25 protein-coding genes are annotated in these 25,641 nt (G+C 66.9%); 18 read left to right on the plus strand and 7 right to left on the minus strand.

All coding sequences use genetic code 11. The features are described 5' to 3' along the window. Window positions 1-54 precede the first annotated feature (54 nt). The 5 genes from ACFVV5_RS15725 to ACFVV5_RS15745 all read left to right on the plus strand — a co-directional run bounded on the left by ACFVV5_RS15725 (window position 55) and on the right by ACFVV5_RS15745 (window position 4,634). On the plus strand, window positions 55-675 hold the full coding sequence (locus ACFVV5_RS15725; RefSeq protein ID WP_387245962.1) for a hypothetical protein: 621 nt from the start codon (window positions 55-57) through the stop codon (window positions 673-675). A gap of 184 nt (window positions 676-859) precedes the next feature. Continuing rightward, window positions 860-1,231, plus strand: a complete 372-nt coding sequence (locus ACFVV5_RS15730) for a hypothetical protein (RefSeq protein WP_387245964.1) — start codon at window positions 860-862, stop codon at window positions 1,229-1,231. 138 nt (window positions 1,232-1,369) lie between these two features. Then, window positions 1,370-2,593 carry a nitrous oxide reductase family maturation protein NosD gene (locus ACFVV5_RS15735; protein ID WP_387245966.1) on the plus strand — a complete coding sequence of 408 codons (1,224 nt, stop codon included), beginning with the start codon at window positions 1,370-1,372 and terminating at the stop codon, window positions 2,591-2,593. Between the two features lie 38 nt (window positions 2,594-2,631). Beyond that, a complete protein-coding gene (locus ACFVV5_RS15740) occupies window positions 2,632-3,426 on the plus strand; it encodes a hypothetical protein (RefSeq protein ID WP_387245968.1) in 795 nt (264 codons plus the stop codon). 95 nt (window positions 3,427-3,521) lie between these two features. Beyond that, window positions 3,522-4,634, plus strand: coding sequence for a Dyp-type peroxidase (locus ACFVV5_RS15745; RefSeq protein ID WP_387245970.1), 1,113 nt, complete (start codon window positions 3,522-3,524; stop codon window positions 4,632-4,634). Between the two features lie 26 nt (window positions 4,635-4,660). On the opposite strand, the gene ACFVV5_RS15750 is transcribed toward ACFVV5_RS15745, so the two are convergent. Continuing rightward, window positions 4,661-5,371: an RNA polymerase sigma factor gene (locus ACFVV5_RS15750; RefSeq protein ID WP_387245972.1), complete on the minus strand. Its 711-nt coding sequence runs from the start codon at window positions 5,369-5,371 to the stop codon at window positions 4,661-4,663. Window positions 5,372-6,091: 720 nt separating this feature from the next. Here ACFVV5_RS15750 and ACFVV5_RS15755 point away from each other — a divergent pair. Then, the gene (locus ACFVV5_RS15755) at window positions 6,092-6,463 is read left to right on the plus strand and encodes an META domain-containing protein (RefSeq protein WP_387245974.1); all 372 of its coding nucleotides are present in this window, start codon (window positions 6,092-6,094) and stop codon (window positions 6,461-6,463) included. A 35-nt stretch (window positions 6,464-6,498) separates the two neighbouring features. On the opposite strand, the gene ACFVV5_RS15760 is transcribed toward ACFVV5_RS15755, so the two are convergent. The 3 genes from ACFVV5_RS15760 to ACFVV5_RS15770 are packed head-to-tail and all read right to left on the minus strand — an operon-like array spanning window position 6,499 to window position 8,908. Continuing rightward, window positions 6,499-6,720: a PLDc N-terminal domain-containing protein gene (locus ACFVV5_RS15760; RefSeq protein ID WP_387245976.1), complete on the minus strand. Its 222-nt coding sequence runs from the start codon at window positions 6,718-6,720 to the stop codon at window positions 6,499-6,501. A gap of 5 nt (window positions 6,721-6,725) precedes the next feature. Next, complete coding sequence (locus ACFVV5_RS15765) at window positions 6,726-7,562, minus strand: amidohydrolase family protein (RefSeq protein WP_387245978.1); 837 nt, start codon at window positions 7,560-7,562, stop codon at window positions 6,726-6,728. A gap of 2 nt (window positions 7,563-7,564) precedes the next feature. Further along, window positions 7,565-8,908: an alpha-L-fucosidase gene (locus ACFVV5_RS15770; RefSeq protein WP_387246252.1), complete on the minus strand. Its 1,344-nt coding sequence runs from the start codon at window positions 8,906-8,908 to the stop codon at window positions 7,565-7,567. Between the two features lie 118 nt (window positions 8,909-9,026). On the opposite strand from ACFVV5_RS15770, the gene ACFVV5_RS15775 reads away from it, so the two are divergent. The 7 genes from ACFVV5_RS15775 to ACFVV5_RS15805 all read left to right on the plus strand — a co-directional run bounded on the left by ACFVV5_RS15775 (window position 9,027) and on the right by ACFVV5_RS15805 (window position 16,738). Then, window positions 9,027-10,391, plus strand: a complete 1,365-nt coding sequence (locus ACFVV5_RS15775) for an alpha-L-fucosidase (RefSeq protein ID WP_387245980.1) — start codon at window positions 9,027-9,029, stop codon at window positions 10,389-10,391. Window positions 10,392-10,593: 202 nt separating this feature from the next. Continuing rightward, a complete protein-coding gene (locus ACFVV5_RS15780) occupies window positions 10,594-11,841 on the plus strand; it encodes an ABC transporter substrate-binding protein (RefSeq protein ID WP_387245982.1) in 1,248 nt (415 codons plus the stop codon). Between the two features lie 4 nt (window positions 11,842-11,845). Beyond that, a complete protein-coding gene (locus tag ACFVV5_RS15785; protein WP_387245984.1) occupies window positions 11,846-12,829 on the plus strand; it encodes a carbohydrate ABC transporter permease in 984 nt (327 codons plus the stop codon). After that, on the plus strand, window positions 12,819-13,760 hold the full coding sequence (locus ACFVV5_RS15790) for a carbohydrate ABC transporter permease (RefSeq protein WP_387245986.1): 942 nt from the start codon (window positions 12,819-12,821) through the stop codon (window positions 13,758-13,760). The genes ACFVV5_RS15785 and ACFVV5_RS15790 overlap by 11 nt, the downstream gene beginning before the upstream one ends. 29 nt (window positions 13,761-13,789) lie before the next feature. Further along, window positions 13,790-14,920, plus strand: a complete 1,131-nt coding sequence (locus ACFVV5_RS15795) for a mandelate racemase/muconate lactonizing enzyme family protein (protein ID WP_387245988.1) — start codon at window positions 13,790-13,792, stop codon at window positions 14,918-14,920. 14 nt (window positions 14,921-14,934) lie between these two features. Continuing rightward, a complete protein-coding gene (locus ACFVV5_RS15800) occupies window positions 14,935-15,969 on the plus strand; it encodes an aldo/keto reductase (protein ID WP_387245990.1) in 1,035 nt (344 codons plus the stop codon). Between the two features lie 55 nt (window positions 15,970-16,024). Then, window positions 16,025-16,738 (plus strand): GntR family transcriptional regulator, encoded by a 714-nt coding sequence (locus ACFVV5_RS15805; RefSeq protein ID WP_387245992.1) that lies wholly within the window; start codon window positions 16,025-16,027, stop codon window positions 16,736-16,738. Here the strand turns inward: ACFVV5_RS15805 and ACFVV5_RS15810 are convergent. Then, window positions 16,721-17,623 (minus strand): arginase family protein, encoded by a 903-nt coding sequence (locus ACFVV5_RS15810; protein ID WP_387245994.1) that lies wholly within the window; start codon window positions 17,621-17,623, stop codon window positions 16,721-16,723. The two genes, ACFVV5_RS15805 and ACFVV5_RS15810, sit on opposite strands and share 18 nt — an antisense overlap. A gap of 96 nt (window positions 17,624-17,719) precedes the next feature. Between ACFVV5_RS15810 and ACFVV5_RS15815 the strand changes: the two genes are divergently transcribed. Further along, window positions 17,720-19,021 (plus strand): enolase C-terminal domain-like protein, encoded by a 1,302-nt coding sequence (locus ACFVV5_RS15815; protein WP_387245996.1) that lies wholly within the window; start codon window positions 17,720-17,722, stop codon window positions 19,019-19,021. 149 nt (window positions 19,022-19,170) lie between these two features. Here ACFVV5_RS15815 and ACFVV5_RS15820 read toward each other — a convergent pair whose 3' ends face one another. Beyond that, entirely contained in the window at window positions 19,171-19,926 is a 756-nt protein-coding gene (locus tag ACFVV5_RS15820; protein ID WP_387245998.1) for an SDR family NAD(P)-dependent oxidoreductase, read from the minus strand. A gap of 83 nt (window positions 19,927-20,009) precedes the next feature. Then, window positions 20,010-20,891 (minus strand): fumarylacetoacetate hydrolase family protein, encoded by an 882-nt coding sequence (locus ACFVV5_RS15825; RefSeq protein ID WP_387246000.1) that lies wholly within the window; start codon window positions 20,889-20,891, stop codon window positions 20,010-20,012. A 75-nt stretch (window positions 20,892-20,966) separates the two neighbouring features. Here ACFVV5_RS15825 and ACFVV5_RS15830 point away from each other — a divergent pair, with 75 nt between their 5' ends. The 4 genes from ACFVV5_RS15830 (at window position 20,967) to mmsB (ending at window position 25,606) form a co-directional block, all read left to right on the plus strand. Further along, window positions 20,967-21,311 (plus strand): L-rhamnose mutarotase, encoded by a 345-nt coding sequence (locus ACFVV5_RS15830; RefSeq protein ID WP_387246002.1) that lies wholly within the window; start codon window positions 20,967-20,969, stop codon window positions 21,309-21,311. 85 nt (window positions 21,312-21,396) lie between these two features. Continuing rightward, a complete protein-coding gene (locus ACFVV5_RS15835; protein WP_387246003.1) occupies window positions 21,397-22,587 on the plus strand; it encodes an ROK family transcriptional regulator in 1,191 nt (396 codons plus the stop codon). A gap of 134 nt (window positions 22,588-22,721) precedes the next feature. Then, window positions 22,722-24,266, plus strand: coding sequence for a multiple monosaccharide ABC transporter ATP-binding protein (gene mmsA / locus ACFVV5_RS15840; protein ID WP_387246005.1), 1,545 nt, complete (start codon window positions 22,722-22,724; stop codon window positions 24,264-24,266). Window positions 24,267-24,268: 2 nt separating this feature from the next. Then, window positions 24,269-25,606, plus strand: coding sequence for a multiple monosaccharide ABC transporter permease (gene mmsB, locus ACFVV5_RS15845; RefSeq protein ID WP_387246007.1), 1,338 nt, complete (start codon window positions 24,269-24,271; stop codon window positions 25,604-25,606). Window positions 25,607-25,641: the final 35 nt, after the last annotated feature.

Genomic DNA, 25,641 nt, shown 5'->3' on the forward strand with positions numbered 1-25,641 from the left:
ACCGATCAGCCGTCGCTGGATGGCAACGGTGACCCGGTCCGCTCCACTATCACGGTGACCGACAAGGACCCCTTCCACGCGGAGACCACGGTTGAGCCCGTCACAGCCCTCGACAAGAAACTCCTCTCCCAGGAGAAGCTTGCCGATGGTACGTGGAAGGTCACGTACGAGCTGACAGCATCAAACCTGTCGCCCGTCGCGGACAGATACACACTGACGGACACCCTGCGGTTCGGCGATCAGATATCCGTCATCTCGGCGTCCGTCAAGGCGGCAGCGCCCGGTACTCCGGTAGGGAACCCCAGCTGGAACGGCGAGCAGGACACTCTGGTCGTCAGGGACGCGGTCATCGCCCCGAACCAGACGCACAGGTACATCGTCGTGGTGCACGCCGACACACCTGCCAGTGTCGACGGAAACGTCGACTCGCAGTGTCCGGTGCCGAGCGACACGGATCACCGGGGCGGATTCCTGAACCTGGCTGACCTCACGGCGACGAACGGCGCATCGCACGACGAAGCCTGTGGTTCGTTCGACGAGGAGCCGCCCGCACCGGGGAGGCTCGCGAGCACAGGCTTCGATGGAGGAATCGTCGGCGGCGCAGCTGTCGCGCTCCTCATGCTCGGCGCAGCGTTGCTCGCACGTCGGCGCAGGACGATGCGGGCTCGCGGCTAGAGCGACCGGTCAGGACTGGGGGAAAACCTTCCCCAGTCCTGACCGTGCGACCTGGGTTGCTTCAACCGGCTGGGAGTTGCCTGTCGGAACGTAAGTTCCGTGCATCCGATGCGTCTCTTCTTCGTGCGCCGTTCCGCGCCCACCCACACCACAGAAGAGGAAGACAATGAAGAGAAGCCATGCAGTGCGCGTCGTGCTCGCCATGACCGTGGCAGGTGTCGGCCTGGCCGGGCTGGCCGGCTGTGCCGGCCGCGAGTCCGCGAGCGATTCAGCCCGGAGCTTTGTCGCTGCCATGAGCACGCAGGATGGTTCGGCGTTGTGCGAGAACGCCGCTATGGGCGGAAAAGCAGTTGCTGGAGACAAGGATCGCCTCGCACTGTGCAAGGACATCATTGCGCCGAAGATCATGTCCGGAGCGAAGGGGAACGCTGCCCTCAAGAAGCCCAACGTGTCCGTGAAGGAAAACGGAAGCACAGCGAAGGCAACGGTCAAGGGACTCGGCTCGGACCTCACCCTGGAAGACATCGATGGTCGCTGGCTGATTGTGATCGGCTAAGTGGTCGACTGCACAGATCCAGGACACAGGACGCGTCCGCTCGCGCGTCTTATCGCCGGACTCATTGCTGCTGCAACAGTGCTGGGTATCAGCGGGTGCACGACGGCGCCTTCGCAACCCGAATCCTTGATCGTACGTGTGCCGGAAGACGCCGGATCGATTTCGGCGGCGGTGGGGGAAGTACGTCCCGGCGGCATGGTGCTCGTCGGGAAAGGTACATACCGAGAGTCGGTCACAATCGACAAGCCCGACGTGACCATTCGCGGGACGGACCGCAACGCGACCGTGATCGACGGCGAGGGCATCCGGCCGTACGGAATCGTCGGGGTAGCCGCCGGCGTGCGCGTTCAAAACCTGACCGTCAAGTCCAATACCTTCTACGGAGTCCTGGTCACTGGACTGCACGACAAGAACGGGCCGGCAGCTCACGGCCTCGACGGCTACAAGCCATTCGATCCGAAAAAGTTCCCGCCCCTTCAGCGGTACGCGATCGACCATGTCACGGCGTACAACAACGGCCTCTACGGCATCTACGCATTCAACTCACAGCACGGCTCCATCACCGAATCGTACGCGTCGGGGTCGGCGGACTCGGGGTTCTACGTCGGGCAATGCAGGTCTTGTGACGTACTGGTCGCGAACAATACCGCGGAGCGCAACGCCATCGGATTCGAGAACGCGAACGCTTCTGATTCCGTCACCATCGCAGGAAACCGGTTCACGAACAACCGGGTCGGCATCACATTGATCTCCAGCTACCAAGAAGCATTCGTTCCTCAACGCGCGAACACCGTCATCGGCAACCTGATCGCCGACAACGCGGAAGCAGACTCGCCCGCGCACGCTGAAGGAGCCTTCGGAATCGGAATCGGAATCGCAGGCGGGCGCGACAACCTGTTTCGGGCCAACCGTGTCTCGGGGAACCCCGGCGGCGGCGTTGTGCTCAGCAATACCGAGGACCTTCCCGCCACCGGGAACACGTTCGCGGACCTCTACGAACACAACAGCTTCGACGTCGTCAACGAATCGGCGGCACGAGCTGGAGCCTCAGGCAATTGCTTTGACATGCCCGGACCCCAGACATCCCTTCCCGCGACGTCACCCGAGCATCCCTGGTACCGGAACCCGGATTGCTCCCAGACGCCTCAACCGGCGACCACGCCGTCAGCGACGCTATCGGCCGTTCCCACCCCACCCGGAATCAGCTTCCTCAAGGTCGCCTCACCCCGCCCGCAGCCAGGGCTGGCCGACGTGCGCACGCTGCCCGGGAAAGTCCCCGGATCGCCGGACCGTTCTGCCGTGGACACGCTGACGACCCCGGGTCGGGACTACCTGGAGTCCAGATCAGGAATTCATCGATGAGTGGAGAAGATCGGGCGTCGATGCGATGGCGACGTTCGATGACCTCCAAAGTGATCGCCGCGCTCGCTCTCGGAACTCTGCTGCTCGCGGGCTGCGCCGACGCATCCACGGACACAGCCCGACACCTGACCCAGTCCGAGGCGCAGCTCATGGCAGTGGCGCGGTTCAAGAACTACAACACCGGCACCCGCACCATCATCGCAACGATTCACGACGGAACGGACGAGTGGAACGTCCGAGGTTGGTACGACTACGCACGCGACGTCGGCTACGCATCCCTGACCAACGCTCGAGGAGGCACCACGGCGCGGGCGGCCGCACTCCTCCTGTGGTCGAAACACCTCCTGTTCAGTCGCAACGCAGACGGCCTGGCAGGCAGATCGATGCCGCCGCTTCCGGTGCCCGACGCGAGCCAGCTCGAAGACAAATGGAAGTCGACACCGTACGAGCCGACCGAATTCGCCGCCCACGCGGCCCTTCTCATTCTCGCGTCACTGGGATTCGACAGGCCGGAGAATCCGCTTCTCCTGCGCCAGTCCGATGCCCAGTGGCTCCGCGAAGATCACCTGGGGAAGACTCCAGTCGACGTGTTCGCCGGACCGACCGGCGCGAGCGCTGACGACAGCGGCCCGACGTCCCCTGCCACCGACCGTCCCGCGTCACCCGAGACGTCCACCGTGCGGTATTGGCTCAACCGATCCGGGCTGATGCTTCGAGTGGAGATGCGGCTCGGAACGGCGGAATGGTCGAAAGTCGACTTCGGTTCGCCATCGAAGTCCACCGTGGTCGAACTTCCTGATCTGAGTGCGCTGAGCGAATCGGAGGGTCGGTGAGGGGCGACTCGCCGGCGTTGACGGGTGCCGCCCCCGGCGCCGGCCTCAGCCGAAGGGCCTTTGGAGGTCTCCTGGCGGCCGGAGCAGGCGCGGCGATGGGCACGGCACTCGAACGGCAGTCCAGTACCGCGCGCGGCGACACGGACACAGCCGAGCTCACCAGGCACATCCAAAGCCCGTACGGCCCGACGCAGCGCGGAGTGTCTGTGCCCGAAACTCCCCAGACTCACACCCTGCTCAGCAGCTTCGACCTTCCCGACCCGCGCGCACTGAGGACGACCACCACCGAACTCGCGGCATCACTCGCTGATATCGGTTCGGCGATCGCTCAACTGGCAAACACCAAGCCGGGCGACGATCCGCTGATCCCGGACGGACCAGAGGGACTGACTGCAACGATCGGGATCGGCCCCCGTGTTGCAAGACTCGTCGACGCCGCTGGCGTTGGGACTACGAACTTGCCGGCATTCGCCGGCGACGAGCACATCTCACCGACGAACCGCGACGGCGACATTCTCATCGCCGTCTCCAGCGACTCTCCATCCACCTTGCTCCCTGCGACCGACTTTCTGATCAGCCGAATGCCGGGCGCAACGTTCAGATGGCGGCAGGCAGGGGTTCGAGGCCACAGCAACGGCTCGATCGTGCGAAACCCACTGGGATTCCACGATGGTGTCATCGTTCCCCGGGGCGGCGCCCAGCTCGCGGAGAACGTGTGGATCTCAGATGGGCGGTACGCGGAAGGATCGATCATGGTCATCCGCCGGCTTCGGCTCGACATCGCTCGCTGGAACTCGCTCACAACCAGCCACCAAGAATCGATAATCGGCCGTCAGAAAATGAGCGGAGTCCCTCTCTCCGGAGGGAAGGCCACCGACGCGGCCGACCTGCACGCGAAGACGCCCGACGGTGAGTATCTCACCCCCGTTCGTTCCCACGTCCGGGCAGCACACCCGTCGTTTACGGGGTCGCGACTCATGCTGCGTCGAAGCTACATGTTCGACAGCGGGATGCAGGGCTCCGTGCCCAACGCCGGCCTGCTCTTCATCGCCTACCAAAACGACCTGAACACTTTCATCGACACGCAACTGCGTCTCGACGCCCAGGACGACCTCATGGGCTTCGCCAGCCCGTCCGCTTCGGCGACCTTCCTCGTCCTGCCGGGATTCACGCACACGCGACCCCTGGGACATTGCCTCACGAACTAGTGCACTCAGACACGCGCCAGGATCGACTAGGCAAAGCGTGAAGCGATGTGATGCGCCTCATCGATCACAGCCGCACACTCACGGCATCCCGCAACGTGATTCGTGAGCCGCGCGGATTCGCCAGGCGTGAGGTTGCATCTTGCGGCCGCGCCCGCGCGCGAAGACACCCACCCACAGGTGGGGTTGGACTTCACCATCTGCACCTGCTGCTGGATCCACTTCTCCCGCAATCCCTCCCGAGCACGATGCGCCAACTGATCCACTGCGTTTGTCGTCACCTCGAGCCGGCGAGCGATTTCACTATGGCTGGTCCCCTCCACCACGGAGTACCAGAGAACCTGCTGCCAGCGAAGCGGGAGCGATTGAAATGCGCGAGCGACGACGTTTTTACCGTGATTTCGCACGGCACTCGCCTCAGCGGAATCGGACTCGTTGACGTACTCGAGCTCTTCTATGGACACCGTCTTCGCACTTCTACGTCCCGCGTTCAGGGCAAGCCTTCGAATGGTCGAGAGGAGGTAACCGCGGAACGTATCCGATGGTCCGCCGCCGGACAGAATCGCCGAGTAGGTGCGGAGGAACGCCTCCGCCACAAGGTCCTCTGGATCGGCGAGATTCGAATAGCCCACGGCGATGGCGATCCCAACCGAGCGGTGACGCCCCCACAGCAGGGCGTAGGCCTCCGAATCACCGCCTCGCGCCGCTCCGACAAGCGTGAGATCACTGATTTCATCCACGGGCACCGCCCAGATTTGAGGTTGCAACTCGCTACCGTTCTCGCATTCGACACTGATGGTGCGGCGTCAACGGTCGTGCTTTGAGCGGGGCACATGTATTCGCCGACCCGCAGCACTAGTTCACATGCGACCATCGAGCGTTCTCGGGTCAGCCCGGACAATGCAGTAGCACCCGATTGCCAGTTGCGTGGTCGGCGCCCGATAGTCGGCGCGTGCGAGGCGCGGTGACGTGTTTCTCGTGTGAGCTTGCGGTCGCGGGCGCTCGACGCGCGCGCGAGAGAATCCCCGCACCCCGGCCGGGATCCTACGGGTTCAGCGGCGCGGAACACGCAAACGTGTCAGTGGCGCCGCACTCGTGGTTCCTGCGACCTAGCGTGGGTTGTGCGGCCGGATGATTCGAGCTCACCACGACCGCGGCGAGGGTGTGACGCGTGTGGGTCACACCCACGGTCGGGGCGACTCCGCTGCTTTCGGGTTAGGAGTGTAGAGCCGCCCCGGCCATCCCTTTCGGCAAACGACTGCGCCGCAATCGCGGCTTCGCCGATCAGGCGGTCAGATGCCCGACGGCCGGCCAGGCGATGGAGCCGCCGACGGCAACCCCACGACGGTGCCCAGCCACACCGCCTCACCCGGGCCGGCCGTGCATCCGGGGCGGAACGACTCGATCATCAGAGGTGATCGATCATTCCCTCCGGCGCGCGGCGCCGTTAGGTTGTAGCCATGAAGTCTGTCAGGAGCCTTCGATCCGCCTTCGCAATCGCCGCCACCGTCGTGGCACTGACCGCGCTCGCCGGATGCTCGTCGTCCGGATCGGCCTTCACCGGCAACTGGGGCCAGGTCGCGACCGGCCAGCCGTCCCTCACCATCAAAGCCGATGGGACGTGGTCCGGAATGGACGGCTGCAACAAGATGAGCGGCAAGGGCAGCGTTTACACCGACACCTTCACGTTCGGCCCGTTCGCTTCGACTCTCAAGGCGTGCGAGGGCGTCACTCCCTGGCTCAACCTCGCCCACACGGCCAAGGTCGACGGGAGCACCCTCACCGTCTACAGGACCGACGGTGAGAAGATCGGAACGCTCGCCAAGCGCTGACCTGCGCTGACCTGCCGTTCGCCGATCGCCGGCGGTCACGCCGGCTGCTCGAACTCCTTGGTGCGGTGCCCGACCGCCAGCCAGGCGATGGAGCCGCCGATGGGCAACCCGACGATCGTCACCAGCCACGCAGCCCTCACCGAGACGGACATCGTGCGGTCGCGAGCGATCTGCACCACGGCCACGGCGAACAGCGCCAGATAGCCGCCGGCTACGCTCACCGCGAGCACAGCCAGAACGATCCCCCAGAACCCCATGGGGCTCAGCCTAGGTGGTACGCCCTGTCTGCCGCACCCTCGAAAACGTTCAGGCTCTCGCCGGCGCTCAACTGCGAGACGAGGTCGTGCGTCGTCTCCCAGGTCTCGGCGTACGGCCCGGCGAGGGTCGAGACGGGCCAGTCGCCGCCGTAGAGCACCCGCTCGGCCCCGAACGCAGCGAGCACATGGTCGACGAAAGGCCGGAGCGAAGCGGCGTCCGCGCGGCCGGCCGGCCCGAGGGTGGTCAGCCCGGAGAGCTTGACGAAGACATTCGGATGCTCGCCCAGCCGCGTCATCAGCCCACGCCACGGCTCGGGGTCGGCCGCTCCGACCGGAGGTGTTCCGAGATGGTCGATCACCAGGCGGAGCCCGGGCAGCTCGGCGGCGATGGCCAGAGCGTGCTCGAGATGACGGGGGAGGACGCCGACGACATCGAACGTGAGGTCTCGCGAGGCGAGCAGTGCGAGGCTCTCGCGCACCGCATCCCGTGCCAGCCAGTCGGGGTCGGGTTCGTCGTGGATGAGGTGCCGCACTCCCGCGAACACCGGATGCCCGACCCAGCGGTCGAGCTGAGCAGCGGCGGCCCGCGGGTCGAGCAGGTCGACCCAGGCGACGACCCCGGCGACGAGCGGAGAGTCCGCGGCGACAGCGAACATCGCCTCGGAGTCCTCCAGGGAGTTCGCCGCCTGGACCAGGACGACGCGGTCGACGCCCGCACGCTCCAGCTGGGGTGCGACCTCCGTGAGAGCGAAGGTGCGGTGGATCGGGCCGAGTGCAGCGGTCAGCCAGGGGTATTCGACCCGATCCAGGTCCCAGAGGTGCAGGTGGGCGTCGACCGTCATCCTCAGACCGCCAGGTCGAAGCGGATGAGAGCGGGTCCCGCGATCTCCGGCGCCGGGAGGGTGAGGCGGAGGCCGTCTCCCTCACGGGTGACGGAGACGGCCGAGCCGTCGGCGAGACGCGCCGAGCCGCCGAGCACCGCATCCGTGACGCCGGTCAGCGCGACCTCGCCGGACGCGTCGACGAACGCGTTGGCGGTGTCGCCGGTGCGGGTCCAGCGGACCCAGGGCTGGTCGCCGGGCGTCGCGATCGAGGCGTCGAGAGTGGTCGAGCCGAAGACCGCGTCGCCGTTCACCGCGTTCCAGGATGCGAGGTGCTCGAGAGTGCGGCGCTGCAGGTCGGGGACGGTGCCGAGCGACGTGAGGCCGACGTTGAGCAGCAGGTTGCCGCCCCGCGAGACGATGTCGACGAAAGTCTTGACCGCATCCGGGCCGCTGAGCAGGTGGGTCTCGTCTTCGAGCGTGTTGTGCCCGAACGAGTAGCCGATGCCGCGGCAGTTCTCCCAGCCGCTGTCGCCTTCGACGCTGAGGCCGTTCTGGTATTCGCTGGTGCGGAAGTCCCAGTGCGTCTCTCCCCAGCGGTCGTTGGCGACGCCGTCCGGGGACTTCGCGTAGAACTTCTCGAAGAGGTTCTCCATGCTGAAGGGGCCGGGCGCCTTGCCGGCATCCGGCCACTCGATGTCGCCCCAGAGCACGTCGGGGGAGTAGCGGTCGAGCAGGTCGTCGACATGCGCGTAGGCGTAGGCGGCGTAGTCGGCGTCGACCGGGCGGCCGAACTGCTGGTTGTCGTCGGTGATCGGAGGCAGGTTCGAGAAGTGCCAGTCGAGGCCCCCGGAGTAGTAGACGCCGAAGCGGAGGCCCGCATCCCGGGTCGCCTTCTCGAACGCGCCGATCAGGTCGCGCTTCGGGCCGCGGGCGACCGTGTTGCGGCCGTCGGTGCCGGGAGCGTCCCAGAGGGTGACGCCGTCGTGGTGCTTGGTGGTGGGGACGAAGTAGCCGGCGCCGGTGCTCTTCACGAGGGCGAGGAACTCGTCGGGATCGAACTCGGACGGGTCCCACTGGTCGATGAAGTCGTCGTACGGAGCGCCGCCGAACACGTCGCGCTGGTGCTGGGCGGCTGGGCTGTCCTCGATGCGGACGGTGTTGAAGTACCACTCGGCATAGGGGTTGTGCTTGAACCAGTACTGCTTCTCGATCGTGCCGAGCTCGCCGATAGGCTCAGCCCAGGCCGGAACGGAGTACGGACCCCAGTGCACGAAGATGCCGAGCTTCGCGTCGGTGAACCACTGCGGCACCTCGCGTTCGAAGCGCTGGTAGTTCTCGGGGCGGACGGGGTCGTCTTTGAACATGGCCACGCGGAGATTCTCCTTCTTCGTCGAATGGATTGTGGGACGCATCCCGCGCACATATCCTATAGGCAATAGGCATCTCACTTCCAAGACCTATCTCGAAGGAGAGTTTTTCACCGTGGAATCCACCCTCGCAGTCCTCCCCGACAGTTTTGTGCGACCGACCGACTTCCAGCTCCCCGGCGGCGAGTGGTTCGTCGGCGCGGGCTTCGGTCTCTTCGTGCACTGGGACCACGCCAGCCAGCAGGGCATCGAGATCTCCTGGCCGCTCGTCGGCCGCTCGATCATCCCCGGCACCCGGGAAGTCGAAGACACCGTCTCGGTGTCGCAGTACCAGTCGAGCGCCGCCACCTTCAACCCGGTCGAATGGGACGCCGTTGCCCTCGCCCGGCTCGCCAAGCGCGCCGGCGCCCGCTACGTCGTGTTCACGGCACGGCACCACGCGGGGTACTCGATGTTCCACACGGAGCACTCGGACTTCGGCATCGAGCACTCGCCGTTCGGACGCGACATCACGCGGGAGTTCGTCGAGGCCATCCGCGCCGAGGGCATCCGGGTCGGCATCTACTACAGCCTGCCCGACTGGAACCACCCCGACTATCCGGCCTTCGAGATGAGCGACCGGCCGTACCCGCTCGAGCACTGGCCGTCGGCCGGCGACCCCGCATACGCCGGGACGCCGGTGGCCGACGACAAGCACCGGCGCCCGTCGCCCGAGGCGTGGGCGCGCTACCAGGACTACCTGCGCGGACAGCTCACGGAACTGCTCACCGGCTACGGCACGATCGACCTGCTCTGGTTCGACGGCGAGTGGGAGCGGTCGGAATCCGAATGGGACAGCGCGGGCCTGCGTGCGCACATCAAGTCGCTGCAACCGGATGTGGTGATCAACGACCGCCTGCTGGGCCAGGGCGACTACAAGACGCCCGAGCAGGGCTTTCCGGTCACGGCGCCGAAGGGACCGTGGGAGCTCTGCCTGACCATCGGCCAGATGTGGGCCTGGCGGTCCGGCGACACGAAGAGCAAGAGCACGACGTCGCTGCTCACGACGCTCATCGAGGTGGCGAGCCGTGGGGGCAACCTGCTGCTCAACATCGGGCCGAAGGGCGACGGCAGCCTCAACGGCTCGCAGGTCGAGACCCTCGAGCAGATCGGCTCGTGGATGGATCGGCACGCGGAGAGCGTGGTGGGCGTCTCCCCGGCGGTCGGCGTCGACTTCTACGGGCCGGTCACCGCACGGCCGGGAACGCTGTACCTGCACCTGGTGATGCGCCCGATCGAACAGGTGATCGTGCGCGGCATCCCGGTCGGCCGCGTCACGGGCATCCGGATGCTCGCCACAGGGGAGCAGCTGCCGTACGAGGTCAACTTCGAGGTGCACGAGCAGTCGGCGGCCGGTGACGACCCGCTCGGCGAGCTCCTGATCCCCGCGCCGGCCGCATCCGGTGCTCCGATCGACGTGCTCGCGATCGACTTCGCCTGAGTGCGACGGGGTGGCGGCGAGGTGGAGCGGGCGGACTACTTGACCGGGGGAGCGCATGCACTTATGCTCCCAATAACCTATATCAAAGACCCTATAGGATCGGGCGAAAGCAGACCGGCAGAGACGCCGCGGAGCAGAGCCTGAAACGCCAGGCTCAGTAGGCGATCACATTTTGATGAATCCAATGGAGGAGGCACAGCAAGTGACACCACGAAGCAAGCGCACGGCGGGCCGTATCGGAACCGCCATCGTACTCGCCGGAGCGATGACCGCTCTCGCCGGGTGCTCCGGGGGAGGTGGGGGCAGCAGCGCCTCCGGCCCCATCGCGATGTACACCTGGGTCAGCAGTCAGAGCGACCGCGACCAGTGGGAGGGCTTCATCTCCCTGGGCAAGAAAGAAGACCCGAAGCTCGACGTCACCATCGACGGCCCGAGCTTCAACGACTACTGGACCAAGGTCAAGACCCGCCTCAGCGGCTCCAACCCGCCCTGCCTGCTCACCACGCAGGCGGCACGCGCCCAGGAGCTCGGCGGGCTGCTGATGCCGCTGAACGACCTGATCAAGAAGTACAAGCTCGACACCTCGGCGTTCGACGAGTCGATGCTCAAGGGCATGACCGTCGACGGCACCATCCGGGCCATCCCGTACGACGCCGAGCCGATCGTCCTCTACTACAACCTCGACGCGTTCAAGAAGGCCGGCATCACGCCGCCGACCACGACCTACACGCGTGACCAGTTCATCGCGGACGCCAAGAAGCTCACGACCGCGAACCACAAGGCGCTCGCGATCGAGCCCGGGTTCTTCACGGTCAACGCGTGGACCATCGCAGACGGGGCGGAAGCCGTGAAGAAGGGCAAGCTCGACCTCACGAACTCCAAGCTGGTGGACCAGGTGCAGTCGTACTTCGACCTGGTGAGCAAAGAGGGCATCGCCAAGGCGCCCGAGGCCGCCGACGGATCGGATGTGGCCCAGGCCGCGTTCACCAGCGGAAACGCCGACATGCTGATCGAAGGCCCGTGGATGTACGGCACCTTCGCCGACGCGGCCAAGTTCGACATGGGCGTGACCGTCGTCCCGAGCACCAGCGGTGAAGCGCACGGAATGACCGCCGGCTCCGGCTTCGGCATCGCGAAGAACTGCAAGAACCCGGATGCCGCGTTCAAGGCCATCCAGGCGATGACGGCCACCAGCGTGCTCGAGGGACAGGCCGCCAAGCGCGGCATCGTCCCCTCGCGCGCCGAGGCCCAGCCCGCCTGGGCGGACGGCAAGACACCCGAGGCGGCGTCCGCGGTGAAGGCCCTGCTCGGCAACGCGACGGCGCAGCTCACCACACCGACCTGGAACCAGGTGGAAACCCTCTTCACGCAGTACGGCGTCGAGGGCTACCGGGGTGACAAGACCGCCAAGGATGTGCTGAACACGATCCAGCATTCGGTGGGCGAGTAGCCGCATGGCCTCTCCGCTCATCACGGGTGCCGTCGTCTCCGAGGAGACGGCGGCATCCGCCGCGCCCGCGACGCGCCCGTTCGGGGTCCCGCATCCGACCCCGCCGGCCGCCGGCAAGAAGAAGAAGGGCGACGGGCTGGTCGCCCTCGCCTACCTGTGGCCCGGGCTCGCCGGGTTCACCTTCTTCATCCTGGTCCCGCTGCTGGGCTCGCTCGTCATCAGCCTGTTCGAGTGGCCGCTGTTCGGGACGCCGACGTTCATCGGCCTGGCCAACTTCCAGAAGCTGTTCGCCGACCCGACCTTCTACACCGTGCTGGGGAACACGGTGGTCTTCGCGTTCGTCTACACCGCGCTCAACCTGGCGCTCGCACTGGCGGTGTCGCTCTGGCTGAACACGCGCATCAAGTTCGCCGGCTTCTGGAGGGTCATCTTCTTCCTGCCGGCGATCACGCCGATGGTGGCCAACGCGCTCGTCTGGCGCCTGCTGCTCAGCGACAACGGAATCGTCAATTCGGCGCTCGCCTCCATCGGCATCGACGGCCCCAGCTGGCTCTCGGACTCGTCGTTCGCGCTGTTCTCGGTGATCGCGATGTCGGTGTGGCAGTCGTTCGGCTACAACGTGATCGTGCTCTCAGCGGGCCTCGGCGGCATCCCGAAGGAGATCCTCGAGGCCTCCCGGATGGACGGCACCAGCGCATGGCAGCGGCTGCGGTCGATCATCCTCCCGATGATCTCGCCGTCCCTGTTCTTCACGATGACCATGACGATGATCGGCGCCTTCCAGGTGTTCGTGCAGCCGCAGATCCTGACCCAGGGCGGGCCCGGCGAGTCGACGAACACTTTCGTGCTCTACATGTACCGCAACGGCTTCGTCTTCGATCGTCTCGGCTACGCCTCCGCGCTGGCGTGGATCCTGTTCATCGTCGTGATGCTCATCACCGCACTGCAGTTCGCGGGACAGAAGAAGTGGGTCAACTATGACAAGTGACACCGTCACGATCGCCCCGTCGGGGTCCAAGGCGTCGAAGGCTGCGACAGCCTCGAAGGCATCCATGGCGCCGAAGCGGCCGAAGCCCCGGATGCGCCGCGCGCAGAAGGTCGTGGCCGCCAAGACCTGGGGCAACACGCTCGTCATCGCTGTCGTCGCCCTAGTCTTCACGTTCCCGTTCATCTGGATGTTCTTCACTGCCCTCAAGCCGGAGTCGGAGGTGTTCTCGTCCACGCCGACGTTCATCGGCTCCGAGGTGAAGTGGTCCAACTTCGTGGAGGCCTGGACCGTCGTGCCGTTCGGCCGGTTCATCTTCAACGGCTTCTTCGTCTCGGTCATGGGCGCGCTGCTCTCGGTGATCGTCGCGGTGCTGTCCGCGTACGCGTTCTCCCGGCTGCGGTTCAAGTACCGCGACCGCATCTTCATGCTCTACGTGCTCACGCTCGTGCTGCCGCAGGAGGTGCTGGTCGTCCCGCTGTTCATCATGATGAACCAGCTCGGCCTGGTCGACACCTACACCGCTCTGATCATCCCGTTCGCGTTCACCGCGTTCGGCACCTTCCTGCTGCGGCAGTTCTTCCTCACCATCCCGATCGAGTACGAGGAGGCAGCGCTCATCGACGGCGCCTCCCGCTTCCGCACCCTCTGGTCGGTGCTGCTCCCGCAGCTCACCGCGCCGCTGTCGGTGCTGGCCGTCTTCTCGTTCGTCGGCTACTACAACTCGTACCTCTGGCCCCTGATCATCATCAACAGCCAGGAGCTGGCCACCGTGCCGCTCGGCCTCGCGATGTTCACCGGTGAGCGCGGTACGCAGTGGAGCCTCATGATGGCCGCGTCGACTCTGGCGGTCATCCCGTCGCTGATCATCGTGGCCGTGCTGCAACGTCAGCTCATCAAGGGCGTCGCTCTCGGCGGCTTCGGAGGTCGCTGATGACCATCACCTCACCCGGAGAAGGATCCATGACACTCGCTCCACCCGCCCTCGCCACCGCCACCCACGTGGACGGCACGATCGTCAGTGCCGAAGCGTGGCTCAGCGACCTCGAAGTGGAGACGGTGCGGACGGACGCCGTGCAGTCGTTCGTCAAGCAGGAGACCATCTTCGTGCGCATCCGGACCGCGGGCGGTGTGGAGGGGCTCGGCTACAGCTACACGATCGGCACAGGCGGCGGGGCTGTTCTCAGCCTCCTGCGCGCCGGGCTGCTCGAGGTGCTCGTGGGGCTGGACGCCAACCGGCCCGAGGCCGTCTGGCGCGCACTGTTCGCCTCGACGCGGGCGACGACGGTCGGTGCGATCACCTCGCTCGCGCTCGCCGCGGTCGACACGGCGGTGTGGGATGCGCGCTGCAAGGCTGCCGGGGTACCGCTCTGGATGCTCGCGGGCGGCACCCGGCCGAGCATCCCGTTGTACGACACCGAGGGCGGCTGGCTGCACTTCAGCACCGACGAGCTCGTGGCGCAGGCGGTCGAGTCGAAGGCCCGCGGGATGAACGGCGTGAAGATCAAGGTCGGCAAGCCCCGCGGCCATGAGGACTTCGAGCGGCTGGCCGCCGTGCGCGAGGCCGTCGGCCCCGGCATGGACATCATGGTCGACGCCAACCAGTCGATGACCGCGGCCGAGGCCATCCGTCGCGCTGCGCTCTTCGAGTCGCTGGGCATCTACTGGTTCGAGGAGCCCCTCCCGGCCGAAGACGTCGCCGGCCATCGTCGCCTCGCCGAGTCGACCAGTCTGCCGATCGCGGTGGGCGAATCGATCTACTCGATCGGGCACTTCCGCGAATACCTCCAGACGGGCGCCGCCTCGATCGTGCAGGTCGACGTGGCCCGCATCGGCGGCATCACCCCGTGGCTGAAGGTCGCGCACCTGGCCGAGGCGTTCAACGTCGCGGTCGCGCCGCACTTCCTCATGGAACTGCACGTGTCGCTCACCTGCGCCGTGCCCAACGCGCTCTACCTGGAGCACATCCCGCAGCTGCGCGCCGTGACCTGCAGCGAGATGGAGATCGTCGACGGTCACGGCGTCGCGCCGAGCGCCCCCGGGCTCGGAATCGAATGGGACCTCGACGCCGTCGACGCCCTCCGGGTGCTGTGAGCAGAATGGAAACCGTGGAAGAGAACACCGCACAGACCACGACCACGACCACGACGGTCCGATCCTTCGAGACGCGTGCCTACGGCCGCGGCGGTCTCACCGTCGGCCCGATCGGCTACGGCGTCGCGGCGCTGGGCAACCTGTACCGGGCCCTGCCCGACGACGTGTGGCCCGGATGCGTGCCCGCGGCCTGGGATGCCGGCGTGCGCTACTTCGACACCGCGCCGCACTACGGGCTCGGTCTCGCCGAGGAGCGGCTCGGAGCCGGCCTCCAGGCATACCCGCGCGAGGCGTTCGTGCTGTCGACCAAGGTCGGCCGGGTGCTCGACCCGAATCCGGAGTACCGGCCGGGCGACACCGACATCGCCAACCTGTTCGACGTGCCCACGACCCGGCGGCGCCGATTCGACTTCTCACGCGACGGCGTGCTGCGTTCGGTGGAGGACAGCCTGACCCGGCTGGGCCTCGACCGCATCGACGTGCTCTTCGTGCACGACCCCGACGAGCACGAGCGCGAAGCCCTCGACGGCGCCTTCCCGGCGCTGGAGGAGCTGCGCTCGCAAGGGGTCGTCCGCTCGTACGGCGCGGGGATGAACCAGTCGGCGATGCTGACGCGGTTCGTGGAGCGGACGGACCTCGACATCGTGATGTGCGCCGGCCGCTACACGCTGCTCGACCAGAGCGCGGAGGCCGACCTGCTGCCCGCGGCGCAGGCCCGTGGCGTCTCCGTGGCCGTGGCGGCGGTGTTCAACTCGGGCATCCTGTCGACCGATCGCCCCCGGCCGGGAGCGACCTTCGACTACGGCGCGGCTCCCGCCGAGCTGCTCGCGCGCACGGAGAGGATCGCCGACATCGCCGACGGCTACGGGGTGAGCATCCCGCAACTGGCGGTGCAGTTCCCGCTGCGGCATCCGGCGGTCGCGACCGTTGTGCTCGGCGCCGACTCCGGCGCCCAGATCACCCGGAACGCCGGTCTGGCGGACGCGCCCGTGCCCGAAGCGCTCTGGCGCGAGCTGGAGCACGAAGGGCTCATTGGTGGCGACCGATGAGAATCCTCTACCCTGTATCCTCTCTTTTCCTGGTTCCTACACTTAGTATTTCTGCATGAGCATCCAACCCGCTTCCGGCGAACACTTCCTCCCCGCCAGGCGTGCTCTCGCCGACGACGTCTACGACGCGGTGCTCGGACTGCTCATGGACCAGGTGATCGAGCCCGGCAGCCGTGCCAGCATCGACGGCATCGCCCGCCAGCTGAACGTCTCGCCCACCCCCGTGCGCGAGGCGCTCGCCCGGCTCGAGTCCGAAGGGCTGGTGGTCAAGCAGGCGCTGAAGGGCTACACCGCCGCCCCGCTGCTCGACGCCGAGGGCCTGCGCCAGCTGTTCGAGATGCGCCGCCTGATGGAGCCGTACGCCACCGGTCACGCCGTCGGAGAGCTCACGCCCGAGACGCTCAGCGAGCTCGAAGAGCTCTGCGAGGCGATGCACCGCAGCGGTGAGGCCGCGCAGACCGGCGCTGACCGCTTCCGCGACTACAAGGAGTTTGCCGACCAGGACGCGGCCTTCCACCTCATCATCGCGGAGCACTCCGGCAACGAACTGCTCGCCGACGCCATCGCGCGACTGCGGTCGCACATGCACCAGTACCGCATCTTCTTCAAGCACGGCGTGGTCGAGGAAACCTCCGGCGAGCACGAGGCGGTGCTGGAGGCGCTGCGCTCCGGTGATCCGTCGGCCGCCGAGAAGGCGATGCTCGATCACATCACCAAGTCGTACAACCGCATCTCGGCGAGCCTGGCCTCGTCAGAAGACGCCGGCTAGCGTCGACACGAACCGGTCGATCGCGCCGGGGTCGCCCGCCGATCGGGTCGGGTTCAGCTCGCCGACCGACAGCACCCGGAACCTCGGGTCGGCGCACGCCGTCGTCAGCGCCTCGGCCACCTGTGCGAGACCGGGCCCGGTGTTGCGGCCGCCGGTGTCCTGCGCCAGCGGAGCGTCGGTGAAATCGAGCACGTCGACGTCCAGGTGAACGGCGAACGGGCCCGTTCCGAGGGTCGCCAGCGCGCGGGAGGCTGCGGCGCGCGGATCGGCGGCGAGCTCCGCGCCGGTCGTCATCCCCAGCCCGAGGGCGTCGCGGATGCTGCGCTCGCCCGGCGTCGACGCGGCCGGGTCCAGGCCGAGCAGGTGCAGGCGGCCGGGTGCGAGCAGGGGTGAGGGGCCGAGCGCGTCGCGCAGCTCGGGAACGACACCGGGCACGTCGAGCAGGTGGGCGAGGCCCATCCAGTCGAGGGCGCCATTCGTGGTGGTGGCGGGTGTGTTCAGATCGGAATGCCGGTCGATGTAGAGGAGCGCGGCATCCGGAGCGCGCTCGACCAGAGCGCTCATCACCCCCAGCGCCACGAGGCAGCTGCCGCCGAGCACGAGCACGTCGGCGTCGCCGTCGAGCGCCTCGCCGACCTGGGCGGCGACGGCGGTGACGGATGCGATGACCGCGTGGGCGTTCTGGGCGAGCGGATGCGCGGGGTCGGGCGCCCACACCTGAAGCGGTCCGTCTCCGGAGTCGGTGACGTCGAGGCCGCGGTCTCGCAGCTGCTCGAGGAGGCCGTGCTCACGCAGAACGCGGGGCGCCTGCTCCTGGCCGGCGGCGTAGCTGCCCGCGCTCGAGGGGGCGCCGACGATGGCGAGGCGATGCCTGATGTCGCTCATCCGCCCATCCTGCTCCCGGCCGGACTGGCACGCATCACCTATATCCAATAGGATGTACGTTGCGGACTCTCGCGATGATGGGAAAGAGGGCAACGAGTGAGCACTGTCACCGGTTTCGAGACCCTGGACGTGCGATTCGACACGTCCGCCATGCTCGACGGCTCCGACGCCATGAACCCCGACCCCGACTACTCGGCCGCCTACCTGCGGGTGACGACGGATGCGGCGGACGGGCTGGAAGGGCACTCCTTCGTCTTCACCATCGGCCGAGGCAACGACGTTCAGGTCGCCGCGATCGAAGCGGTCGCCCACCGTGTTCTCGGGCGCGACGTCGAAGCGATCCTCGCCGACCTCGGAGGCTTCTGGCGGGAATTCGTCTACGACTCGCAACTGCGCTGGCTCGGCCCCGAGAAGGGCGTGATGCACATGGCCATCGGCGCCGTCGTCAACGCCTTCTGGGACCTCAAAGCCAAACGCGCCGGGCTCCCGCTCTGGCAGCTGCTGGCACGCCTGACCCCGGAGGAGCTCGTCGACCTGGTCGACTTCCGCTACCTGAGCGACGCGCTCACCCGCGACGACGCGCTCGAGATCCTGCGCGCGGCGCTCCCGGGCCGTGCCGAACGGGAGGCGACGCTGCTCGCCCTCGGCTACCCGGGCTACACGACCACGCCGGGCTGGCTCGGCTACAGCGACGAGAAGCTCGCCCGCCTCGCCCGGGAGGCCGTCGACGACGGGTTCGAGCAGATCAAGCTCAAGGTGGGCGACAACCTCGACGACGACATCCGCCGCCTGGGCATCGCCCGGGAGACGGTCGGGCCGGGCATCCGGATCGCCATCGACGCGAACCAGCGCTGGGACCGCGACCAGGCCATCGAGTGGATCAAAGCGCTCGAACGGTTCGACCTCGCGTGGATCGAGGAGCCCACCAGCCCCGACGACATCCTGGCCCACGCGGCGATCGCGCGCGCCGTCGCGCCGGTCAAGGTCGCCACCGGCGAGCACGCGATGAGCCGGGTGCTCTTCAAGCAGCTGCTGCAGGCCGAGGCGACGGCGATCGTGCAGATCGACTCGACCCGGGTGGCCGGCGTCAACGAGAACCTGGCGATCCTGCTGCTGGCCGCGAAGTTCGGCGTCCCGGTGTGCCCGCATGCGGGCGGAGTGGGCCTGTGCGAGGCGGTGCAGCACTTCTCGATGTTCGACTTCGTGGCGGTGTCGGGCAGCCAGGAGGGCCGGATGATCGAGTACACGAAGCACCTGCACGAGCACTTCGTGTCGCCGGTCGAACTGGTGCGCGGACGCTACCGCGCCCCCCTGGCCCCGGGCATCGGCATGGAGATGCTGCCGGAGTCGCTCGCCGCCCACCAATTCGCGGAGCCCACGCTGGCCGAGAAGCGCTGACGCTGGGCGGGCGTGCGCCCTCGCCCCACGCACCTGAACCTCGCTGAGTTGCCCCAAAGTGTCGTTATGAGGCCGAAAACGCGCCCTATAACGACAATTTGCGACAACTCACGGGCCGGGCGGGCGTTCGGGTGTGGATAAGTCGGGCTCTAGGCGTGCGGGCGCGGCCGCAGCGAGTACATGCCGCCATCGACGGCGAGGATGACGCCGTTCGTGCTGCCCGACGTGGGCGAGGCGAGGTAGGCGACCGCCTCGGCGACCTCCTGCGGCTGCACGAGACGGCCGCTCGGCTGGCGTGCCTCCAGCGCAGCGCGCTCGGCGTCCGGGTCGGCAGCGCTGTCGAGGAGGCGGCCCACCCAGGGCGTGTCCGCCGTGCCGGGGGCGACCGCGTTCACCCGGATGCCCAGGGGCAGGCAGTCGGTCGCGATCGCCAGCGTCATTGCCGAGATCGCGCCCTTCGACGCCGAGTAGAGCACGCGCTGGGGCAGGCCGGCCGAAGCGGCGATCGAGCTGGTGAACACGATCGCGGCCGACGCCGACTTCTCGAGGTGCGGGAACGCGTGCCGGACCGTGCGCGCCGAGCCGATCACGTTGACGTTGAGCACCCGCAGCCACTCCTCGTCGGAGTTGGCGAGCACATCGCCCTGCGCACCGATCCCCGCGTTGGCGACCAGCACATCCAGGTGCCCGGCGTCCGCGACGACCGTCTCGATGGCTTCACGGACGCTGTCGTCGTCGCCGATGTCGCAGCGCACCCCGACATGCGGCGCCTGCACGCCGGCGGCGTCGAGGTCGAGGCAGTACACGCGCGCGCCCTGGGCGTTGAGCTCGTCGGCGATGGCCTTGCCGAGTCCGGATGCCCCACCCGTGACCGCCGCCACCAGGCCCTGGAAGTTCTGCGTCATTGTGCTCTCCTCGTTTCGTTCGTGCTGTCGTTTCGTTCGTGCTGTCGTTTCGGTCGTGCGGCCGGTTCAGTGCGGCTGCCGGTTCAGTGTGTCCGCTTGGGTGCGGAAGCGTCTAGACCTGGGCAGCGCACGGTCGCCCGCTGCTCGCCGAGGCCGTCGACGCCGACTTCGACGACGTCGCCCGCCTGCAGGTAGGGGAAGCGGCCCGAGAGGCCGACCCCTTCCGGCGTTCCCGTGTTGATCAGGTCGCCGGGCTCGAGCACGGTGAACTGGCTGAGCCGGTACACGATCTCGGCGACGCCGAAGATCAGGTCGCTCGTCGAGGAGTCCTGTCGCGCCTCGCCGTTGACCGACGACCGGATGCCCAGGCCGGAGCCGTCCCCGACCTCGGCCGTCGGCACCAGCCAGGGGCCGAGGGGGTTGAAGGTCTCGAAGCTCTTGCCCTTGCTCCACTGGCCGCCGGAGCGCTGGAGCTGGTACTCCCGCTCGGAGACGTCGTTGGAGACGGCGAACCCGGCGATGTGGCGCAGCGCCTCCTCGGGCGACGAGAGGTAGCGCGCCCGCGTGCCGATCACGGCAGCGAGCTCGACCTCCCAGTCGGTCGTCGTCGACCCGGGCGGCAGCAGGATGTCGTCGTTCGGGCCGACCACCGTGTTGGGGTGCTTGTAGAAGACGACGATGTCGCTGGGCGGTTCCGATCCGGACTCGCGGGCGTGGGCCGCGTAGTTCATCCCGATGCAGATGACCGCGGTGGGCCGCGCGATCGGCGCGCCCACGCGCATCCGGTGCCCGTCGAATTCGGGGAGCTCGCCGTTCTCGGCGGCTGCGGCCGCATGTTCGAGCCCACCGGATGCGAGGAACGCCCCGTCGAGGTCGCCTGTCAGCGGACGGAGGTCCCAGGTCCGTTCGCCGTCGGTCGCCATCGGGATCTCGGCCCCGGGCTCGCCGAGTCGCATGAATCGCATCGAGGGTCCTTTCGCTCGTCGAGGAAACCCTATTACTATTTCCTATAGCATTCCAAATATCGTCGAGGGAGAATCATGCGCGTGGCCCTGCATTCCGTCGTCCGCGAAGGCCGCGAGGCCGGCTACGAGGAGGCGCACGCCACTATCCCCGACGACCTCGTCGAATCGTTCGCGCGCGTCGGCATCCACGACTGGACCATCTGGCGGAGCGGACGCGACCTGTTCCACGTCGTCGACTGCGACGACTTCGTGGCGGCCATGGCGGCGCTCGACTCCGACCCCGCCAACGAGCGCTGGCAGGCGTTCATCGGCCCGTACGTCGACCATTTCGAGACCACCGCGGACGGCCCCGCCGGCATGCTCGTGGGCCAGGTGTGGCGGCTCTCGGCGCAGCGTGGGGATCCCGCAACCCAGTCGTGAGAGAAAGCTGGGGGCGCTCCGCAGATGAGCCGAGCGGATGCGTTCACAACTTGACTACAACTCAGGGATATTGCACTCTTATCGCATGACCGTCACTTCGGGCCCGCCCGTCCGTGGCGCACGCAACCCGGGGTCGCAGGGCGCGCTCAGGCACCTGAACCAGGAGCGGCTCTTCGAGTTCCTTCTGGCGAACGGCCCGTCGACCCAGGCGGAGCTCGCGCGCGGAACGGGGCTGTCCACCGCCACCGTCTCGAACATCGTGCGAGACATGGCGGCGAAAGGCGTCGTCGACACCACCCCGGTGAACAGCTCCGGACGTCGCGCCCTGCTGGTGCGGCTGACGGACACCGGCGACATCGCGGCGGGCGTGGACTTCGGCCGACGTCACGTGCGGATCGTTCTCGCCACGCTCGGCTACGAGGCGCTCGCCGAGGAGTCGGTCGAGCTCCCGCTCGGCTACGACGTGGGCGACGCGCTCAGCACCGCCTCCGACCTCATCGACCGGATGCTCGAAGCGAACGGTTTCGAGCGCCAGTCCGTGCTCGCCGTCGGCGTCGGCGTTCCGGGCCCGATCGACCGCCGTACCGGCACCGTGCTGCAGGGCGCGATCCTCCCCGAATGGGTCGGCGTGAACCTGCGCGACCTCGAAGACGCCTTCCACTTCCCGGTGATGGTCGACAACGACGCGAACCTCGGCGCACTCGGCGAGGTGACCTGGGGCGTCAACCGGGGGGTGCGCAACCTCATGTTCGTGAAGATCGGCTCCGGCATCGGCGCGGGTCTGATCCTCAACGGCGAGCTCTATTACGGCTACCTCGGAATCACGGGCGAGCTGGGCCACACACCGGTGGCGGAGCACGGGCTCATCTGCCGCTGCGGCAACCGCGGCTGCCTGGAGACCGTCGCTTCGACGACCGTCATGCTAGAGTCGCTGAGCCGCGGGTCGGAGGTTCCCGTCGCCATCGCGGACATGGTCGAGCGCGGGCTCGCGCGCGACCCCGCCACGTTGCGTGTCATCGGCGACGCCGGCACGGCGATCGGCAAGGCGATCGCCAACATCGCCAACGTCATCAACCCCGAGATCGTGCTCATCGGCGGCCCTCTCGCCGGCCTCGGGGACGCCTTGCTGGACCCTGTTCAGCACGGGATCCTGCAGAACGCCATCCCGGCGATCGCCGAGACCACGACGCTCCGGATGTCGTCCCTCGGCGACCGCGCGGAGTCGCTGGGCGCCGCGGCACTGGTGATCAAGAGCTCCCTGGCGACGCATGACTGAACACCTGCGCCCGAAAAGCCCGTCAAGTCGTTATCAGGTCGTTGTGTTCACTATTTGACGCCAACGAGGAAGTTAGCGTTTACTACTTAGGCAGATAGATAGTTCGAAACAGAGCAACAAACGAAGGAGCGACGATGTCGTCGAACGCGGTCATCCTGGAGATGCGCTCGATCACCAAGGAGTTCCCTGGTGTGAAGGCGCTCGAGGATGTCTCCCTCACTGTGAAAGCCGACGAGATCCACGCGATCTGCGGCGAGAACGGCGCAGGAAAATCAACCCTGATGAAGGTACTCTCGGGCGTCTACCCCTATGGGACGTACACCGGTGACATCGTCTACCAGGGCGAAGAGGTCCGCTTCAAGGACATCAAGTCCAGCGAGCAGCAGGGCATCGTCATCATCCACCAGGAGCTGGCGCTCATCCCGGAGCTCTCGATCACCGAGAACATCTTCCTGGGCAACGAGCCGGGCCGCGGCGGTGTCATCAACTGGCAGGAAGCCAAGACGCGCGCCGTCGAGCTCCTCGCCCGTGTCGGCCTCACCGACGACCCCGACACCCCCATCAAGAACATCGGCGTCGGCAAGCAGCAGCTCGTCGAGATCGCCAAGGCGCTCAACAAGTCGGTGAAGCTCCTCATCCTCGACGAGCCGACCGCCGCGCTCAATGAAGCCGAGTCCGCGCACCTGCTCGACCTCATCCTGGGCCTGAAGTCCAAGGGCATCAGCTCGATCATGATCTCCCACAAGCTCAACGAGATCGAGCGCGTGGCCGACGAGATCACGATCATTCGCGACGGCCGCACCATCGAGACGCTCAACGTGGTGGCCGACGGCGTCGACGAAGACCGCATCATCCGCGGCATGGTCGGCCGCAACCTCGAGAGCCGCTTCCCCGAGCACACGCCGAACATCGGCGAGAAGTTCTTCGAGGTGAAGAACTGGGTCGTACAGCACCCGCAGATCGCCGACCGTCTCGTGGTCAAGAACTCGAGCTTCTTCGTGCGCCGCGGTGAGATCGTCGGCTTCGCCGGCCTCATGGGCGCCGGCCGCACCGAGCTCGCGATGAGCGTCTTCGGCCGCTCATACGGAACCTTCGTGTCCGGCGAGATCTACAAAGACGGCAAAGAGATCAAGGTCCGCAACGTCAGCGAGGCCATCGACGAGGGCATGGCCTACGTGAGCGAGGACCGCAAGGTGCTCGGGCTCAACCTGCTCGACGACATCAAGGAGTCGATCGTCTCGGCCAAGCTGAAGAAGATCTCCCGGTTCAACGTCGTCAACGACGAAGAAGAGCACAAGGTCGCGGAGCAGTACCGCAAGAGCCTCCGGATCAAGACGCCGGATGTCGAGCGCGGCATAAGCACCCTCTCCGGCGGAAACCAGCAGAAGGTCGTGCTGGCCAAGTGGATGTTCACCGACCCCGACCTGCTGATCCTCGACGAGCCCACCCGAGGCATCGACGTCGGCGCCAAGTACGAGATCTACGGCATCATCCAGCAGCTCGCCGCGCAGGGGAAGGGCGTCATCGTCATCTCCTCCGAGCTGCCCGAGCTGCTCGGCATCTCCGATCGCATCTACACGATCTTCGAGGGCCAGATCACCAATGAGCTCCCGGCCTCCGAGGCCGACCCCGAAACACTCCTGAAAAGCATGACGTCCGCCAAGAAGAGGGTTGCCTGACAATGTCCACACAAATCCCCGAAAAGAAGAAGTCCGGAGGAATCCGCGACCTCGGCAAGATGTTCGGAGGCGGCCAATCCACCGGACGCCAGTTCGGCATCCTCGGCGCCCTCGTCGTCATCATCATCTTCTTCGAGATCCTCACCGGCGGAAAGACGCTCGAACCGGTCAACCTGATCAACCTGGTCAACCAGAACGCATACGTGCTCATTCTGGCGATCGGCATGGTCATGGTGATCATCGCCGGTCACATCGACCTGTCGGTCGGCTCGGTGGCGGCCCTCGTCGGCATCGTCGTCGCCAAGGCGATGAATGACTGGAACGTGCCCTGGCCGCTGGCGATCATCCTCGGACTCGTGGTCGGCGCGCTCATCGGCGCCTGGCAGGGCTGGTGGGTCGCGTACGTCGGCGTGCCCGCGTTCATCGTGACTCTGGCCGGCATGCTCATCTTCCGTGGACTGAACCAGCTCATCGGCAGCGCGCAGACCATCCCCGTGCCCGACGGCTTCACCTACATAGGTGGAGGCTTCCTCCCCGACTGGGGCCCCGACATCGGCTACAACAACTCGACGCTGCTGCTCGGCCTGATCATCGCTTTGGTCATCGCCTACACGGAGATCCGCCGCCGTCGGACCCAGACCAAGATGGGCTCCGAGAAGGCGCCGCTCTGGGTCAGCGTGTTCAAGGTCGTCGTGCTCGACGCCGTGGTCATCTACGCCGCGTTCCTGTTCGCGGGCGGCCGCATCGGCACCAGCTTCCCGGTGTCGGGCATCATCCTCGGCGTGCTGGTGATCATCTACTCGTTCGTGACCCGCAACACGATCTTCGGCCGTCACATCTACGCGGTCGGCGGCAACTGGCACGCGGCCGAGCTCTCCGGCGTGAAGATCAAGCGCATCAACTTCTTCGTCATGATGAACATGTCGGTCCTCGCAGCGCTCGCCGGCATGGTCTCGGTGGCACGCTCGATCTCCTCCGGACCGCAGGACGGCCTCGGCTGGGAGCTCGACGCGATCGCCGCTGTGTTCATCGGTGGCGCCGCGGTCTCCGGCGGCATCGGAACCGTGGCCGGCTCCATCATCGGTGGTCTGGTCATCGCCGTGCTGAACAACGGTCTGCAGCTGCTCGGCGTCACGATCGACAAGGTGCAGATCATCAAGGGCCTCGTGCTCCTCGTGGCGGTCGGCATCGACGTGTACTCCAAGCGGAGCGGTGGTCGATCGTTGATAAGCAGGTTCGGCCGCAAAGAGAAGCCGTCTGACGCAGCCGGCGCCGACCAGCCCCTCGTCGTACCGTCCGCGGACTCGGCCGAGGACAGCTCCCGCTCCCTCACCTCCTAGAACTTCACCTCCTGCACCACAACACAACCCTGCAC

The organism is Leifsonia sp. NPDC058248 (assembly GCF_042881905.1).
In the GTDB taxonomy this organism is placed as follows: domain Bacteria; phylum Actinomycetota; class Actinomycetes; order Actinomycetales; family Microbacteriaceae; genus Leifsonia.

What these genes read in the sequence shown, in the direction of transcription:
- ACFVV5_RS15740 (WP_387245968.1), top strand. Translation starts at nt 2,632, where the DNA reads ATGACCTCCAAAGTGATCGCCGCGCTCGCTCTCGGAACTCTGCTGCTC.
- ACFVV5_RS15745 (WP_387245970.1), top strand. Translation starts at nt 3,522, where the DNA reads ATGGGCACGGCACTCGAACGGCAGTCCAGTACCGCGCGCGGCGACACG.
- ACFVV5_RS15755 (WP_387245974.1), top strand. Translation starts at nt 6,092, where the DNA reads ATGAAGTCTGTCAGGAGCCTTCGATCCGCCTTCGCAATCGCCGCCACC.
- ACFVV5_RS15760 (WP_387245976.1), bottom strand. Translation starts at nt 6,720, where the DNA reads ATGGGGTTCTGGGGGATCGTTCTGGCTGTGCTCGCGGTGAGCGTAGCC.
- ACFVV5_RS15765 (WP_387245978.1), bottom strand. Translation starts at nt 7,562, where the DNA reads ATGACGGTCGACGCCCACCTGCACCTCTGGGACCTGGATCGGGTCGAA.
- ACFVV5_RS15770 (WP_387246252.1), bottom strand. Translation starts at nt 8,908, where the DNA reads ATGTTCAAAGACGACCCCGTCCGCCCCGAGAACTACCAGCGCTTCGAA.
- ACFVV5_RS15785 (WP_387245984.1), top strand. Translation starts at nt 11,846, where the DNA reads ATGGCCTCTCCGCTCATCACGGGTGCCGTCGTCTCCGAGGAGACGGCG.
- ACFVV5_RS15790 (WP_387245986.1), top strand. Translation starts at nt 12,819, where the DNA reads ATGACAAGTGACACCGTCACGATCGCCCCGTCGGGGTCCAAGGCGTCG.
- ACFVV5_RS15795 (WP_387245988.1), top strand. Translation starts at nt 13,790, where the DNA reads ATGACACTCGCTCCACCCGCCCTCGCCACCGCCACCCACGTGGACGGC.
- ACFVV5_RS15805 (WP_387245992.1), top strand. Translation starts at nt 16,025, where the DNA reads ATGAGCATCCAACCCGCTTCCGGCGAACACTTCCTCCCCGCCAGGCGT.
- ACFVV5_RS15810 (WP_387245994.1), bottom strand. Translation starts at nt 17,623, where the DNA reads ATGAGCGACATCAGGCATCGCCTCGCCATCGTCGGCGCCCCCTCGAGC.
- ACFVV5_RS15820 (WP_387245998.1), bottom strand. Translation starts at nt 19,926, where the DNA reads ATGACGCAGAACTTCCAGGGCCTGGTGGCGGCGGTCACGGGTGGGGCA.
- ACFVV5_RS15825 (WP_387246000.1), bottom strand. Translation starts at nt 20,891, where the DNA reads ATGCGATTCATGCGACTCGGCGAGCCCGGGGCCGAGATCCCGATGGCG.
- ACFVV5_RS15830 (WP_387246002.1), top strand. Translation starts at nt 20,967, where the DNA reads ATGCGCGTGGCCCTGCATTCCGTCGTCCGCGAAGGCCGCGAGGCCGGC.
- ACFVV5_RS15835 (WP_387246003.1), top strand. Translation starts at nt 21,397, where the DNA reads ATGACCGTCACTTCGGGCCCGCCCGTCCGTGGCGCACGCAACCCGGGG.
- mmsA (WP_387246005.1), top strand. Translation starts at nt 22,722, where the DNA reads ATGTCGTCGAACGCGGTCATCCTGGAGATGCGCTCGATCACCAAGGAG.
- mmsB (WP_387246007.1), top strand. Translation starts at nt 24,269, where the DNA reads ATGTCCACACAAATCCCCGAAAAGAAGAAGTCCGGAGGAATCCGCGAC.